Origin of the sequence: Streptococcus oralis, assembly GCF_023110435.1 — a bacterium.
In the GTDB taxonomy this organism is placed as follows: domain Bacteria; phylum Bacillota; class Bacilli; order Lactobacillales; family Streptococcaceae; genus Streptococcus; species Streptococcus oralis_CF.
Window position 1 is genome coordinate 201849 of record NZ_JALDWB010000001.1, and the last position, 14548, is coordinate 216396.

A 14548-nucleotide genomic window follows, 5' to 3' on the forward strand; every position below is an offset into this window, starting at 1 on the left:
GAATTCCGTGTGTGGGCTTTTTTCTTTCGGTCATTTTGTTTATCTTTTATTAGGGACTTAAGTCGCTTTGATGAACTAGAGTTCTATCTACAGTTCCTTGCCTACTACTAAAAGCAAACAAAAAGCCGAATTCATACAGAAAGAGGAAAATTTTATGACAACTAAAGGTTATTTTGGACAATTTGGTGGTAGTTTTGTACCGGAGCCTATTCAGGCTTTGTTGGATGAGTTGGAAGTGACATTTGACAAGTACAAGGATGATCCAGAATTTTTGGCAGAATTTCGCCATTACTTAAAAGACTATTCAGGTCGCGAAACACCACTTTATTTTGCGGAAAGTTTAACAGACCACCTAGGTGGAGCTAAGATTTATCTCAAGCGCGAAGACCTGAACCACCTTGGTTCTCACAAGCTCAACAATGTTTTAGGACAAATTCTTCTTGCCAAACGTATGGGCAAAAAACGAGTGATCGCAGAAACAGGAGCTGGTCAGCACGGTGTTGCGACAGCAGCTGCTGCAGCCAAGTTTGGTATGGCCTGTGATGTCTACATGGGAGCAGAAGATGTGGAACGTCAACGTCTCAATGTTTTCCGTATGGAGATGATGGGAGCAACTGTGCACGCAGTTGAAACAGGCACTCGTACCCTCAAAGATGCGGTTGATGCAGCCTTTGGAGCATGGATGAATGACCTTGAAGCCTTCTATGTTCTGGGATCTGCTGTGGGTCCTCACCCTTATCCAACCATTGTCCATGAATTCCAAAAGGTCATCAGTGAAGAATCTCGCCGTCAAATCTTAGAAAAAGAAGGCCGTTTACCAGACTACGTTATTGCCTGTGTAGGTGGTGGTTCGAATGCCATCGGTGCTTTTTCACAGTATGTGGCTGATGAAGAAGTCAAATTGGTTGGGGTCGAAGCTGCCGGTCACGGACTTGACACAGACAAGCACGCAGCCACTATGACAAAAGGTAGTGTCGGAATTGTCGACGGTATGAAGACTTATGCAGTTTTTAAGGAAGATGGAGAGCTGGCGCCAGTTTACTCTATCTCAGCTGGTTTGGACTATCCAGGGGTTGGCCCAGAACACGCCTACTTCAAAGATTCTGGCCGCGTAGAATACGTAGCAGCGACAGATGAAGAAGCTGTTCAAGCCTTGCTCCTTCTAAGCAAGACTGAAGGGATTATCCCAGCGATCGAAAGTTCGCACGCTATCGCAGAAGCGGTTAAACGTGCACCGAAACTTAGTAAGGATGACATTATCATCATCAATGTCTCTGGTCGTGGAGACAAGGACGTAGCTGCGATTGCAGACTACCTAGAAGCTAAAAAATAAAAGATGGAAAAATTACAGTACTTTCTTTCCCAGAGAGCTTGTGGTTGCTGGAAACAAGCAGAGAAAGCTGTAAGGTTGGGTCCATCTGAAACGAGAGAAGAAAACATAATTCTCAAGGGAGTGCCCTTTATCGCACAGCCTGTTACAGGAGCTTTCTGAGACAGGAATGAGAGATAGGAGAAATCCTATAATTGAGGTGGCACCGCGAATTTCGTCCTCACGCAAGTTATTTTGCGTGGGGATTTTTCATACAATCGCCACGGACTAGAAGTAGAACTGAAAGGGAAATTACAATGGAACGAATCATTCATGGAGATGTCTTATCACCAATCTTGGCTTATATGCGCTTAAAAGGGCAACACAAGGTTATCTTAGAAAGTATTCCTAGAGACAAGGAAACCGCTCGTTTTTCTATCCTAGCCTATAATCCAGTTTTTGAGATTAAGTTTGAAAATGGAGTCCTTTATCAAAATGGTCAAGTGATTGATCGGGATCCTTTGGATTTCCTTTATGAAGTGACTCATAAGAGCCAGCACCATTCAGATCTACCTTTTGGTGGGGGAGCTATTGGCTTTGTCGGTTATGATATGATTTCGCTCTATGAAGAAATTGGTCAAATCCCTGAGGATACGATTGGGACGCCAGACATGCATTTCTTTGTCTATGAGAGCTACATGGTATTTGACCACAAGAAGGAAAAAATTCATGTCATTGAGGATGCTCTTTACAGCGAGCGTAGTCAAGAAGATTTGCAAGAAGCCTTGAACCAAGTGCTTGAGGAATTACGCATCCCTGCTTCAAATGAATTTGAAGACTTGGATTTATCTCCGCTGGACTTCAAACCGCATATCGCTCCTCATAAGTTTGAGGAAATGGTGGAAACCGCTCGTGACTTGATTCGTAATGGTGATATGTTCCAATGCGTACTCAGTCAGCGCTTCTCAGCAGAGGTTACTGGAAATCCATTTGACTTCTACAGAAATCTTCGCGTGACCAATCCATCTAATTACCTCTATTTCTATGATTTTGGGGATTATCAAATCATCGGTGCCAGTCCTGAAAGTTTGGTTTCTGTCAAAAATGGCATCGTGACAACCAATCCGATTGCTGGTACGCGACCAAGAGGGGTTACGGATGAAGAGGACAAGGTCTTGGCGACTGACCTGCTTTCTGATGAGAAGGAGACAGCAGAACATCGGATGTTGGTAGACTTGGGACGCAATGATATCGGTCGCATCTCTGAAACGGCAAGTGTCCAAGTCACCAAATATATGGAAGTGGAGCTCTTCCGTTATGTCATGCATTTGACCAGTGTTGTGAAAGGGCGTTTGCTTCCAGAACTCACTGCTATGGATGCCTTGAAGTCAACACTTCCAGCTGGAACAGTTTCAGGAGCTCCAAAGATTCGGGCCATGAGACGCATCTATGAACTGGAAACAGAAAAACGAGGTGTATACGCAGGAGCAATCGGCTACTTGTCTGCGACGGGTGATATGGATTTCGCCATTGCCATCCGAACTATGATTCTCAAAAATCAAAAAGCCTATGTGCAGGCTGGGGCAGGGATTGTCTATGACTCCATCGCCCAAAACGAATACCAAGAAACCATTAACAAGGCTAAATCTATGACTAGAATTGGAGAACTAAGACCATGATTTTATTGATTGACAACTATGATTCCTTTACCTATAACTTGGCTCAGTACATTGGGAATTTCGCAGAAGTGCAAGTCTTGAGAAATGATGATCCTAAGCTGTATGAAGAAGCTGAAAAAGCAGATGGTCTGGTCTTTTCTCCGGGTCCTGGTTGGCCAGTTGATGCTGGAAAGATGGAAGACATGATTCGTGATTTTGCTGGCAAGAAACCAATTCTAGGGATTTGCTTGGGGCACCAAGCCATCGCAGAAGTCTTTGGTGGGAAGCTAGGTTTGGCTCCAAAAGTCATGCATGGGAAACAGAGCAACATCAGCTTTGAAGCGCCATCTGTTCTCTATCAAGGCATTGAGGATGGTCGTCCAGTCATGCGTTACCACAGTATTTTGATTGAAGAAATGCCAGAAGAGTTTGAAGTGACAGCTCGTTCGACTGATGACCAAGCCATTATGGGAATCCAACACAAAAAACTTCCAATTTATGGCTTCCAGTACCATCCAGAAAGTATCGGAACGCCAGATGGCTTGTCTTCTATTCGGAATTTTATCGAGAAGGTTGTAAAGTGAGGAAACTAGGATGAAAGAGATTATTGAAAAATTAGCAAAATTTGAAAATTTATCAGGTGTGGAAATGACGGACGTCATTGAACGTATCGTAACTGGGCGTGTAACCGAAGCGCAGATTGCTTCTCTTCTCTTGGCCCTTAAGATGAAGGGGGAAACACCGGAAGAACGCACAGCCATTGCACAAGTCATGAGAGGCCATGCCCAACACATTCCAACTGAGATACATGATGCCATGGACAACTGTGGTACTGGTGGAGACAAGTCCTTCAGCTTTAACATTTCCACAACTGCAGCCTTTGTCTTGGCTGGTGGCGGCATTCACATGGCCAAGCACGGTAACCGTTCGATTTCTTCTAAATCGGGTTCGGCAGATGTCCTTCAAGCATTGGGCATCAATCTTGACCTCAAACCAGCAGAACTAGGTAAGGTTTTCGATAAAACTGGAATCGTCTTTCTCTTTGCTAAAAATATGCACCCAGCTATGAAATACATCATGCCAGCTCGTTTGGAGTTGGGAATTCCAACAATCATGAACTTGACTGGTCCACTGATTCACCCAATGGCCTTGGAAACACAGTTGCTTGGTATTAGTCGTCCAGAACTGCTAGAAAGTACCGCTCAGGTTTTGAAAAATATGGGTCGCAAACGTGCCATCGTGGTTGCTGGACCAGAAGGGCTAGATGAAGCTGGCTTGAACGGAACAACCAAGATTGCTCTTCTTGAAAACGGCGAAATCACCTTGTCAAGCTTCACTCCAGAGGATTTGGGGATGGAACGCTACGCTATCGAAGATATTCGTGGAGGGAATGCTCAGGAAAATGCAGAAATTTTGCTCAGCGTTCTTCATAACGAACCAAGTCCATTCTTGGAAACGACAGTTTTAAATGCAGGTCTTGGTTTCTATGCTAATGGTAAGGTAGCTAGTATCAAGGAAGGAGTAGCCTTGGCCCGTCAAGTGATTGCTAGTGGCAAGGCCCTTGAAAAACTCAGACTGTTACAGGAGTACCAAAAATGAGTCAGGAATTTTTAGCACGAATCTTGGAGCAGAAGGCGCGTGAGGTCGAGAAAATGGAGCTGGAGGAAGTCCAGCCCTTGCGCCAGACCTATCACTTGGCAGAATTTTTGAAGAATCACCGGGACCGTTTGCAGGTAATCGCTGAGGTCAAGAAGGCTAGCCCTAGTTTGGGAGATATCAATCTCGATGTGGATATTGTGCAACAGGCCCAGACTTATGAAGCGAACGGCGCAGTGATGATTTCGGTTTTGACAGATGAAGTTTTCTTTAAAGGGCATTTGGATTATTTACGTGAGATCTCCAGTCAGGTAAACATTCCAACGCTCAACAAGGACTTTATCATCGATGAAAAGCAAATCATCCGAGCTCGGAATGCAGGGGCGACAGTTATCTTGCTCATCGTCGCGGCCTTGTCAGAAGAACGCCTCAAGGAACTCTATGACTACGCGACAGAGCTTGGTTTGGAAGTCTTGGTGGAGACTCACAATCTAGCTGAACTAGAAGTGGCCCACAGGCTTGGTGCTGAGATTATTGGGGTTAATAACCGCAACTTGACCACCTTTGAAGTCGACTTGCAGACCAGTGTAGACTTGGCCCAGCATTTTGAGGAAGGTCGCTATTACATTTCTGAATCTGCCATTTTCACAGGGCAGGATGCGACACGAGTAGCACCATACTTTAACGGAGTTTTGGTGGGCACAGCTCTCATGCAGGCAGAAGATGTGGCTCAAAGAATCAAGGAGTTGCAGATTGACAAAGGTTAAAATTTGTGGATTATCGACCAAAGAAGCGGTAGAGACAGCTGTGTCAGCAGGGGCAGACTACATCGGTTTTGTCTTTGCACCTAGTAAAAGGCAGGTGACCTTGGAAGAGGCTGCTGAGCTGGCAAAGCTCATTCCTTCCTATGTAAAAAAAGTTGGCGTATTTGTTTCACCAAGTCGGGCAGAACTGCTAGAAGCGATTGAAAAAGTTGGTTTGGACTTGGTTCAACTTCATGGTCAGGTAGCAGATGATTTGTTTGAGGATCTGCCTTGTGCCAGCATTCAGGCTGTGCAGGTGGATGGAAATGGTCATGTGCCTCATTCTCGGGCAGACTATCTACTCTTTGATGCGCCTGTGGCAGGGAGTGGTCAGACCTTTGACTGGGGTCAACTGGATACAGCAGAACTTGCTCAGCCCTTCTTTATCGCAGGTGGGCTTAAGGAAGACAATGTAGCAAAAGCAATTCAACACTTCACTCCCTATGCAGTAGATGTATCGAGCGGAGTGGAGACAGATGGACAAAAAGATCAGGAAAAGATTAGAAGATTTATAGAGAGGGTAAAGCATGGCATATCAAGAACCAAATAAAGATGGATTTTACGGAAAATTCGGTGGACGTTTCGTCCCAGAAACATTGATGACAGCAGTTTTGGAGTTGGAAAAAGCTTATCGTGAAAGTCAGGCGGACCCAAGTTTCCAAGAGGAATTAAACCAGCTCTTACGCCAGTATGTAGGACGTGAAACTCCCCTTTACTACGCAAAAAACTTGACCCAGCATATCGGCGGAGCCAAGATTTATCTCAAACGGGAAGACCTCAACCATACAGGGGCCCACAAGATTAACAATGCCTTGGGACAAGTTCTTCTGGCTAAACGTATGGGTAAAAAGAAAATTATCGCTGAAACAGGTGCTGGTCAGCACGGTGTGGCAACTGCAACAGCTGCGGCCCTCTTTAACATGGAATGTACCATTTACATGGGTGAGGAAGATGTCAAACGCCAAGCCCTAAATGTCTTCCGTATGGAGCTTTTGGGAGCCAAGGTCGAGGCCGTGACAGATGGTTCGCGCGTGCTCAAGGATGCGGTCAATGCAGCTCTTCGTTCATGGGTAGCTAATATCGATGATACTCACTATATTCTTGGTTCTGCCTTGGGTCCTCATCCATTCCCAGAAATCGTTCGTGACTTCCAAAGTGTCATCGGTCGAGAAGCTAAACAACAGTACCGTGACTTGACAGGTCAAGATCTGCCAGATGCCCTAGTGGCCTGTGTTGGTGGTGGTTCTAACGCTATCGGTCTCTTCCATCCATTTGTAGAAGATGAGTCAGTAGCTATGTATGGAGCTGAAGCGGCTGGACTTGGTGTGGATACGGAGCACCACGCAGCTACCTTGACCAAGGGACGTCCAGGTGTCCTCCACGGTTCTCTCATGGATGTGCTCCAAGATGCTCATGGTCAAATTCTTGAAGCCTTCTCTATCTCAGCAGGTTTGGACTATCCTGGTATCGGTCCAGAACATTCTCACTACCACGATATCAAACGTGCCAGCTATGTTCCTGTGACAGACGAGGAAGCCTTGGAAGGATTCCAACTCTTGTCTCGTGTGGAAGGGATTATCCCAGCCTTGGAATCTAGCCATGCCATCGCTTTTGCAGTGAAATTGGCCAAAGAACTTGGACCAGACAAATCCATGATAGTCTGTCTATCAGGTCGTGGAGATAAGGATGTGGTTCAAGTCAAAGACCGCTTGGAAGCAGATGCAGCAAAGAAGGGAGAAGCTCATGCCTAAGACACTAACAGAGAAATTAAACGCTATAAAAGCAGCTGGAAAAGGAATTTTCGTTCCCTATATCATGGCTGGTGACCATGAGAAAGGTTTGGCTGGACTCGGAGAAACAATACACTTTTTAGAAGATTTGGGTGTTTCGGCTGTTGAAGTGGGTATTCCCTTTTCAGATCCTGTCGCAGATGGACCTGTTATAGAAGAAGCTGGCCTGCGCAGTTTAGCCCATGGGACTTCTACCCAGACTTTGGTTGAAACCTTGAAAACCATTGAAACAGAGGTTCCGCTGGTCATCATGACCTACTTCAACCCCCTCTTTCAGTACGGTGTGGAGAACTTTGTTAAAGATTTGGCGGATACAGCTGTGAAGGGCTTGATTATCCCAGACCTGCCTCATGAACATGCTAACTTTGTAGAACCATTTTTGGCAGATACAGACATTGCTTTGATTCCTCTAGTTAGTTTGACGACAGGAATTGAGCGCCAGAAAGAGTTGATTGAAGGGGCAGAAGGCTTTGTCTATGCTGTTGCCATCAATGGGGTGACAGGGAAATCCGGCAATTACCGTGCAGACTTGGACAAGCACTTAGCGCAACTGCATCGAGTAGCGGATATCCCAGTCTTGACAGGTTTTGGTGTATCTAGTCAAGCCGATGTAGAACGTTTCAATGCGGTGTCAGATGGCGTTATCGTCGGTTCGAAAATTGTAAAAGCTCTCCACCAAGGAGAGCCGATTGAGGACTTTATCAAACAAGCAGTAGCTTACCAAAAATAATCACACAAGCAGCGAGTAAGAGGAAAGGCACGAAAGGAAGTCTTTCCTTTTTCTTTTGCAGGAGAAAGGCTAGAATGCCCGTCGCAGAAGCGAACTGAATCAAGATCAGTAGTTCAGTCACGCTAAAGATGAGAGCGCAAGAAGCTAAAAAGAGAAAATCCCCTGCTCCCATGCGAATATCGATAAAATGAGCCAACATTCCAAGGATAAGGAAGAAGACCATGACTAGATTCCAACCAGAGCAGGCCATGAGGATTAGGTGGAAAGTCATCCAGACCAGTAAGGGATATTCCTGATGGCGAAAGTCGTAGATGCCCAAGGTCAAACCAGCAGTGATTAGAATGACTTGTCCCAAGGAAAGTAATCCCCAATAGTAAAGCAGAAAAATGAGCCCTAAGACTAATTCAAAGAGGGCATACCAGACTGGATAAGTAGCCTTGCAGTAACGACAGCGAAAGCGATTGAAGACCTGCGAGAGAATCGGAATCAAATCTAAGGGACGCAAGCGAGTCTGACAGGAATCGCAGTGACTAGCAGGTTGGATAATGGATTGCTCAGGAAAACGGTCGATGAGCAAACCAAGAAAGGAAGCGAGAATGCTCCCGACAAGAAAAAAATAAATATCAATCATACTTATCTATTCGTAAAAAATAGTAGAAGTAGTATAATAAAGAAACATAGACAAGATAGTGAGGTCAAGATGACAATTCGTTTTGAAGAAAAGATGAGCACAGAAAACGCTCAGCTCGTATGCCAATGGTCCAACTCCCTTGGAAAATCCTTTCAAGAACAATGGATGGGACCAATGATTCCTTTCCCCTTGACAATTCAAGTCTTTCAAGACTTGGAAGGAATCTTTTCAATCTTTGAAGGACAAGAGTTTGTGGGGCTTATCCAGAAAATCAGGCAAGAAGACAGCAATCTTCATATTGGAAGATTTTTTATCAATCCTCAGAAACAGGGGCAAGGCTTAGGTAGCCAGGCTTTAAGGAAATTTGTTAGTTTAGCATTTGAAAATAGAGATATAGACAGTATCTCTCTAAATGTCTTCGAGGCAAATCAAGTAGCCAAGCACCTCTATCAAAAAGAAGGATTTGAAATCGTTCAAATGGTTGAAACACCTATACGAAAATACATCATGAAAAAGGGGAGATAGAAGCAAAAAAGTGGCTAGGAAAAGTCTTTGAAATCTGAAAAACGCACAGTATCCAGTTTGAACAACCTTGATATTATGCGTTTTATTGTGGGAAGATTTACTTCGTTTTCTCCTGAAATTGAGTTCCTGTCCAGTCTTCCTCTTGTATTAAATTTTTAATCAAACTCAACATATTTCTGTTTAAATAACTTAATTTTATCATTACAGTAATTGGTTAAATCTTGAGCTTTTTCAAGTGTATACCCTTTTTCAGAAACTGTTTTGACAGTTTTATCATCAAAATAGTAGCCAGTCAAACCAATGATTTCTTCTGATAATGTAAGATAGTAGCCTGTTTCAATTCCCTCGTCTAGATTTTTGGAAAATGACTTCATCAAGCGTCCGAAGAGAGACTTTTTCGTCTTTTCATCACTGGAATAATTCCCTAAGTTTGTTGAAATTAAGCCAGGATGGTAAGAATTGATGGTGATATTTGAACCTCTTAAAAAGAAATCCCTTGCTAGATAGCGTGTCATCCAAATAGTGTAAAGTTTGGAATTATTGTAGGCCAAACCAGGATTGTAGTTCGTCTCAAATCCAAAGTCTAAATCCTTAACCTTAGCAAAATGATGCATATAGGAAGAAGTATTAATGACACGGCCGTCAGACGCTTTTTCTAACAAGGGACCTAGCTTAGTTGTTAAAATATAGGGAACCAGAACAGATAACATAAAGGTCAACTCGACATTTTCAGCACTCGCTTTTCGTTCTTTTCCAGCATAAAGGCCTGCATTGTTAAACAAGACATCAATACTTTGAAATTCTCTCTTGATTTCCTCTACAAATCGATAAACATCATCTAATTTTGAAAAATCTGCAAGGTAGCTAGAAACTCTGCCTCTCAAGGAAACGGTCCTAACCTCTTGAAGCGCCAGCTCAAGTTTTTGAGGATTTCGACCATGGAGGATGACATGATGCCCTTCACTAGCCAATTTCTTTGCCAAATGTTTACCGATACCGTCAGTAGCACCTGTAATCAGAATAGTTTTGACCATCTTAGTCCTCCAAGAAAGCAATGACTTTTTTTGAAAACTCCTCTGCATATTGGAAGATCGAACCGTGACCAGCATTTGGATAGATGATCAGCTTACTATTTTCGATTTTCTCATGCATATCATAAGAATTTTCCGTTGGAACCTGCATATCCTTGTCCCCGTTGACGATTAAGGTTGGTTGGATGATAAATTTTAGGTCGTCTTGCGAATCTTTCCCCCAACGTTTAATAGCTTTGAGTTGAGTTAGGAATCCTGATAGGTTCATATCTTTATCCGCAAATTCCTTTGTTCTCATACCCATTCGTCCTAGGACTTTCAAGGCTTCAATTTTCCCTTGATCATCATGATTATAGAAGATATAGCGTTTAGGATCGATGCGCTCGAGTCCAGCTTTAAACATATAACTAAAGGTTTTCCCTGTGACCTTATCGACCTCTTTTCCACCTCGAGGTCCTGTTCCAGCCAAAATCAAACGGTTCACTAGAGTAGGCTTGATTCGGATGATTTCTTGGGCAATCATACCTCCCATAGAAAGGCCAAGAAGATTGATTTTATCGTAACCAAGCGCTTTTACAAAGTCAATTGTCTGCTCAGCCATTCCAGGAATAGTCGGAGCAACTTTGCCCTGACTGGCTCCTACTCCAGGAAGATCGACTACAATGACATGGTGCTTTTCAGCAATCAAGTCTAAGAGTTTAGGATCCCAGTTATCGAGAGTTGCTGCCAAATGGACCAGCATCAGAAGAGGTAGTTTTGATTTGCCTTTACTAAGTTCGCGATAAGCGATTTTGTTCCCGTCGACCGTGATGTATTGATTTTTTGTAGTAAGATATGACATTGTGTTTTCCTTTTTATTTCTTAAAGCTGAGGACTGTTTTTCCACGTGAGCGACCATTAGCGACCTTGTCTAAGGCGCTATTCACTTCTTCAAATGGATAAACTGTATCGATAGAGGGTTTGATTTCTAATTTACTAAAGAGGTCAGCTACCTCTTGTAATTGAGCGCCATTGCTTTCTACAAAGATAAAATGGTAGCGGACACCATATTTTTCCGCCATCTTATCGAATTTGCGACCTGCTAAGCCAAGAATCATCTGTTTCCATTTTGGTAGATTCATGCGTTTGGCAAAGGCACCGTTTGGCATGGCACGAAGTGAAACAAGATGACCACCTTTTTTCATGATAGACATTTGTTTTTCAGTTTCAGCTCCACCGAGAGTATCGAGGACATAATCAACCTCGCTAACCGTTTTTGTATAATCCTCTGTTTTGTAATCGATAAATCTATCTGCTCCTAGTTTCAACACACGCTTAGCACTATCTCCAGAACCGTTGGTAATGACCTTCAAACCTTTGGCCTTGGCAATCGGAATGGCCATACCACCGACACCACCAGTCCCACCAGAAATAAAGATCGTTTTCCCAGCTTGAGCGCCCATGAGGTCAAGAGCCTGCATGATAGTCAAGGCAGTAAGCGGAACAGCAGCAGCTTCCTCGTCTGATAGATAGTCTGGAACCTTGGCTAAGGCTTGGCTATCGACAGCTAGGTATTCTGCAAAGGCGCCGATATGATCAAGTGGCAGACGGCCAAAGACACGGTCTCCTATCTGAAAGTTGTCAACTTGCTTGCCAATGCTTTCAACGATCCCACCGACCTCGTTACCTGCAGTTTGAGGAAGTTTGTAAGGAACAATCATCTTGACCTCACCACGAGAGATCATGTTATCGAGAGGATTAACACCGGCTGCGGTGACTTTCACCAAGACTTGTTTGTCTGTAATACTTGGTTTAGCGATTTCTGTGATGTTCAGTGTGATATTGTTTTTGTTATAAGTAGTGTGTTGTGCGGCTTTCATGTGATTTCTCTTTTCTTTTTCTATATGATTTTATACCTGTATCTGATACAAGTATATGTTATTTCCAGTAAAAACTGACTTGTTATCAAATCAGTTTTGGGCTTGTTTAGCTTGTTTATATAGATTGTCAATGACATCTTCTAAAGTTTGATTTGCTAATTCCTTCTCTAATTGAGATTCGGCACTAGCGAAAAGCGGTGAAACTGCTCCTTGGATATGTTTTCCAACAGGGCAATCAGGATTGCTATTTTGATGAACAGGGAATAAACTAATGTGATTGATTTCTTGAGTAGCATAGTAGATCTCTAGTAAAGTCATTTTCTTTGGAGACTTACTGAGTTGATAACCTGTTTTTCCTTGATGGGAACGAATCAAATCTGCATTTTTCAATAAGGCAATCACTTTTCGAATGTAACTAGCATTAGTCCCAACACTAATAGCTAATGCTTGAGAACTTAAGGTTTCCTTGCTTTCACTAATCATTGTTAAGATATGCAAAGCAACTGAGAATTTTGTATCCATCTGAACTCCTCTTTTGACAAACCTGTATCAGGTGCAAGAACAAGTATATCAAAAATAAAAAGAAAAGCAAGACTTTTGTTTTAAATTTTTTAAAATTTTAAGTGCAATCAGATTAGAGCTGTCTGGAAAGGGTGTTCACAAAATTATATCTTTACTATCCATTGGTAGAACAAAAGTAGAACAGATACACAAAAAAGCCTAGTAAATCAAGGCTTTTTCCTGTTGTATTTAGATGCCCCCTACAGGGATTTGGAAAGGACTTTCATATTGAGAGCAATTAAAAATATTGAAATATAAGTGATTTTAGGTATTTTCAATGTCATGATTTAAAAATGGGACAAAAGTGGGGCAAAAACCATACAGATTCTAAACTGTATGGTTCTTTTTTTATCTAACCAAGAAAGGTTAAAACTTATTAAAACAAATGCAATCAACTGTTGAAAACTTTTTAGTCCGTGTAATATAAAAACAAGTAAAAAGTTGAACTATAGGGAATATTGTGTCATAATAGGTAATAGATGAATAATTAATAGATTGGAAATAATGCTTTCTTACCTTAACAAGTTGAATTGGTTATACATTTTTTCGTCGCAATTGTGTCTATCTCTCGAGTTTAGCTAGTTTTTATAAGCTCTGGTTTCTAATCAATATAACAAATTTTAGAAGTGCATAAGACAAGATGGTGACATTACTACAGTCATTTCTAGTCACCATATGTTGCTGGCACAGGCTGTTTGTAGTGTTGGCTATTTACTAGTCAGTTTAATCGGAGTGTTTAATTTTTATTGTTGAAAGGTTTTTATATGGCGAAAATTCTATCTTTAGGTCTGACAGGTAAGAAATTACTTGCTCAGGGGTTCTTGTTTGTTCTGCTAGGTCTCATCTTGATGGTCACGGGGACTTGGTTGCCAGTAACAGTTATTCGCCTGGTTCTGTTTTTAGCTTGGATAGCAACGGTCGTAGATTTGCTATTAAGAGTTTTCAAAAAAAGCCAGTCAACGGATACCTTGGGAGTTGCACTGGTTAAATTGTTAGTGCTGGGATATTTGCTAGGCTCGAATCTTGCGACGGATGTGCCGATTTATATTTTGGCTCTTGTGATTGGAGTTTATCAGATTTTTCATGCTACTATCAACCTTGTCACCTATGTTCTCTACCGCAAAAACAAAATTCGACCTCGTTTTCGTCTCTTACTAGATGGACTCGTACTAGTTTTTCTTGGTGGGACTAGTCTTTTGTCCTCTACAGGAAATTCTGTTTTTCAACTCTTTGTATTAGGGGCTTATTTTTTCCTTTATGGTGTGTCCAATATCCGTGACGGTTTCTTGTTTGAGGAGGAAATTGGGAAAAACCATCTCAAACGTCGTGTAAGAATTAGCTTACCTATTGTCCTAGCCGCTCTCATCCCTGCAAGTACTTTAGCAAAAATCAATAAATTCATGCAGGAAAATGCTGATGAGAGAGAGGATATCCATCTTGGAATGGTGAAGTCTGGTAAGACAGCGGAGCTTGAAATTTTTATTCATACAGCTGAGACCTCTCTGTTTTCGGCAATTGGTCATGTGGATATCTGCTATCAAGGCCGTGTTATTTCTTATGGCAACTATGATCCGTCTTCTGAGACCTTATTTGGCATGGTAGGAGATGGTGTCTTATATTTCTGTGATCGTGACAAGTACATTGACCTATGTAAACGCGAGAGTCAAAAAACGCTTTTTGGTTATGGGATAGATTTGACGCCTGAAATGGAAAAAGCAGTTCAGAAAAAGTTGGCTGAATTGAAACAACTGACGATTCCATGGGAGCCAAGTGCAGATAAAATCATGACAGGTGATGGTAAGGAAGACTACACCTACGCTTATAAAATCAGACATGAGACAGATGGGGAACTTTATAAATTTATCAAATCTAAGTTTAAATCCTACTTTGTCTTATCTACAAACTGTGTGCTCTTGGCTGATACCATAGTCGGTCAGGCTGGCACCGATATCCTCTCACCCAAAGGATTTATCGCTCCAGGAACTTACCAAGCCTACCTTGATCGAGAGTTTGAAAAACCAAATAGTATAGTCGTATCTAAACATGTTTATTAAG

General features: G+C 42.4%; 15 protein-coding genes and 1 other annotated feature. Of the genes, 10 read left to right on the plus strand and 5 right to left on the minus strand.

What is annotated here, in order from left to right; all coding sequences use genetic code 11:
* Positions 1-154 precede the first annotated feature (154 nt).
* The 8 genes from trpB (M1F97_RS01005) (at position 155) to trpA (ending at position 7886) form a co-directional block, all read left to right on the plus strand.
* On the plus strand, positions 155-1333 hold the full coding sequence (trpB, locus tag M1F97_RS01005; protein ID WP_000208442.1) for a tryptophan synthase subunit beta: 1179 nt from the start codon (positions 155-157) through the stop codon (positions 1331-1333).
* Positions 1330-1555: a binding site (T-box leader), on the plus strand. It overlaps the preceding gene by 4 nt.
* A 71-nt stretch (positions 1556-1626) precedes the next feature.
* A complete protein-coding gene (gene trpE, locus M1F97_RS01010) occupies positions 1627-2988 on the plus strand; it encodes an anthranilate synthase component I (RefSeq protein WP_247943908.1) in 1362 nt (453 codons plus the stop codon).
* The gene (locus M1F97_RS01015) at positions 2985-3551 is read left to right on the plus strand and encodes an aminodeoxychorismate/anthranilate synthase component II (RefSeq protein ID WP_125837670.1); all 567 of its coding nucleotides are present in this window, start codon (positions 2985-2987) and stop codon (positions 3549-3551) included. Before trpE ends, M1F97_RS01015 begins: the two co-directional genes overlap by 4 nt.
* Positions 3552-3561: 10 nt before the next feature.
* A complete protein-coding gene (gene trpD / locus M1F97_RS01020) occupies positions 3562-4566 on the plus strand; it encodes an anthranilate phosphoribosyltransferase (RefSeq protein ID WP_247943909.1) in 1005 nt (334 codons plus the stop codon).
* Positions 4563-5330, plus strand: coding sequence for an indole-3-glycerol phosphate synthase TrpC (trpC, locus tag M1F97_RS01025; RefSeq protein WP_247943910.1), 768 nt, complete (start codon positions 4563-4565; stop codon positions 5328-5330). The genes trpD and trpC overlap by 4 nt, the downstream gene beginning before the upstream one ends.
* Positions 5317-5916: a phosphoribosylanthranilate isomerase gene (locus tag M1F97_RS01030; protein ID WP_247943911.1), complete on the plus strand. Its 600-nt coding sequence runs from the start codon at positions 5317-5319 to the stop codon at positions 5914-5916. Before trpC ends, M1F97_RS01030 begins: the two co-directional genes overlap by 14 nt.
* Complete coding sequence (gene trpB, locus M1F97_RS01035) at positions 5894-7117, plus strand: tryptophan synthase subunit beta (protein WP_000331265.1); 1224 nt, start codon at positions 5894-5896, stop codon at positions 7115-7117. The genes M1F97_RS01030 and trpB (M1F97_RS01035) overlap by 23 nt, the downstream gene beginning before the upstream one ends.
* Positions 7110-7886 carry a tryptophan synthase subunit alpha gene (gene trpA / locus M1F97_RS01040; RefSeq protein WP_247943912.1) on the plus strand — a complete coding sequence of 259 codons (777 nt, stop codon included), beginning with the start codon at positions 7110-7112 and terminating at the stop codon, positions 7884-7886. Before trpB (M1F97_RS01035) ends, trpA begins: the two co-directional genes overlap by 8 nt.
* Here the strand turns inward: trpA and M1F97_RS01045 are convergent.
* Positions 7858-8517, minus strand: coding sequence for a prepilin peptidase (locus M1F97_RS01045; protein ID WP_247943913.1), 660 nt, complete (start codon positions 8515-8517; stop codon positions 7858-7860). The genes trpA and M1F97_RS01045 overlap by 29 nt on opposite strands.
* A gap of 69 nt (positions 8518-8586) precedes the next feature.
* Here M1F97_RS01045 and M1F97_RS01050 point away from each other — a divergent pair, with 69 nt between their 5' ends.
* The gene (locus M1F97_RS01050; RefSeq protein WP_049551476.1) at positions 8587-9042 is read left to right on the plus strand and encodes a GNAT family N-acetyltransferase; all 456 of its coding nucleotides are present in this window, start codon (positions 8587-8589) and stop codon (positions 9040-9042) included.
* 155 nt (positions 9043-9197) lie between these two features.
* On the opposite strand, the gene M1F97_RS01055 is transcribed toward M1F97_RS01050, so the two are convergent.
* From M1F97_RS01055 to M1F97_RS01070, 4 genes are all read right to left on the minus strand, one after another.
* Positions 9198-10076, minus strand: a complete 879-nt coding sequence (locus tag M1F97_RS01055; RefSeq protein WP_033584329.1) for an SDR family NAD(P)-dependent oxidoreductase — start codon at positions 10074-10076, stop codon at positions 9198-9200.
* 1 nt (position 10077) lies between these two features.
* Positions 10078-10914: an alpha/beta fold hydrolase gene (locus M1F97_RS01060; protein WP_247943914.1), complete on the minus strand. Its 837-nt coding sequence runs from the start codon at positions 10912-10914 to the stop codon at positions 10078-10080.
* Positions 10915-10927: 13 nt separating this feature from the next.
* Positions 10928-11932: an NADP-dependent oxidoreductase gene (locus M1F97_RS01065; protein WP_247941103.1), complete on the minus strand. Its 1005-nt coding sequence runs from the start codon at positions 11930-11932 to the stop codon at positions 10928-10930.
* Positions 11933-12022: 90 nt separating this feature from the next.
* The gene (locus M1F97_RS01070) at positions 12023-12454 is read right to left on the minus strand and encodes an Rrf2 family transcriptional regulator (protein ID WP_247943915.1); all 432 of its coding nucleotides are present in this window, start codon (positions 12452-12454) and stop codon (positions 12023-12025) included.
* An 803-nt stretch (positions 12455-13257) separates the two neighbouring features.
* Here M1F97_RS01070 and M1F97_RS01075 point away from each other — a divergent pair.
* Positions 13258-14547: a DUF308 domain-containing protein gene (locus M1F97_RS01075; RefSeq protein WP_247943916.1), complete on the plus strand. Its 1290-nt coding sequence runs from the start codon at positions 13258-13260 to the stop codon at positions 14545-14547.
* Position 14548 lies beyond the last annotated feature (1 nt).

Coding starts and splice junctions, on each gene's coding strand:
- trpB (WP_000208442.1), top strand. CDS start 155: ATGACAACTAAAGGTTATTTTGGACAATTTGGTGGTAGTTTTGTACCG.
- trpE (WP_247943908.1), top strand. CDS start 1,627: ATGGAACGAATCATTCATGGAGATGTCTTATCACCAATCTTGGCTTAT.
- M1F97_RS01015 (WP_125837670.1), top strand. CDS start 2,985: ATGATTTTATTGATTGACAACTATGATTCCTTTACCTATAACTTGGCT.
- trpD (WP_247943909.1), top strand. CDS start 3,562: ATGAAAGAGATTATTGAAAAATTAGCAAAATTTGAAAATTTATCAGGT.
- trpC (WP_247943910.1), top strand. CDS start 4,563: ATGAGTCAGGAATTTTTAGCACGAATCTTGGAGCAGAAGGCGCGTGAG.
- trpB (WP_000331265.1), top strand. CDS start 5,894: ATGGCATATCAAGAACCAAATAAAGATGGATTTTACGGAAAATTCGGT.
- trpA (WP_247943912.1), top strand. CDS start 7,110: ATGCCTAAGACACTAACAGAGAAATTAAACGCTATAAAAGCAGCTGGA.
- M1F97_RS01045 (WP_247943913.1), bottom strand. CDS start 8,517: ATGATTGATATTTATTTTTTTCTTGTCGGGAGCATTCTCGCTTCCTTT.
- M1F97_RS01050 (WP_049551476.1), top strand. CDS start 8,587: ATGACAATTCGTTTTGAAGAAAAGATGAGCACAGAAAACGCTCAGCTC.
- M1F97_RS01055 (WP_033584329.1), bottom strand. CDS start 10,076: ATGGTCAAAACTATTCTGATTACAGGTGCTACTGACGGTATCGGTAAA.
- M1F97_RS01060 (WP_247943914.1), bottom strand. CDS start 10,914: ATGTCATATCTTACTACAAAAAATCAATACATCACGGTCGACGGGAAC.
- M1F97_RS01065 (WP_247941103.1), bottom strand. CDS start 11,932: ATGAAAGCCGCACAACACACTACTTATAACAAAAACAATATCACACTG.
- M1F97_RS01070 (WP_247943915.1), bottom strand. CDS start 12,454: ATGGATACAAAATTCTCAGTTGCTTTGCATATCTTAACAATGATTAGT.
- M1F97_RS01075 (WP_247943916.1), top strand. CDS start 13,258: ATGGCGAAAATTCTATCTTTAGGTCTGACAGGTAAGAAATTACTTGCT.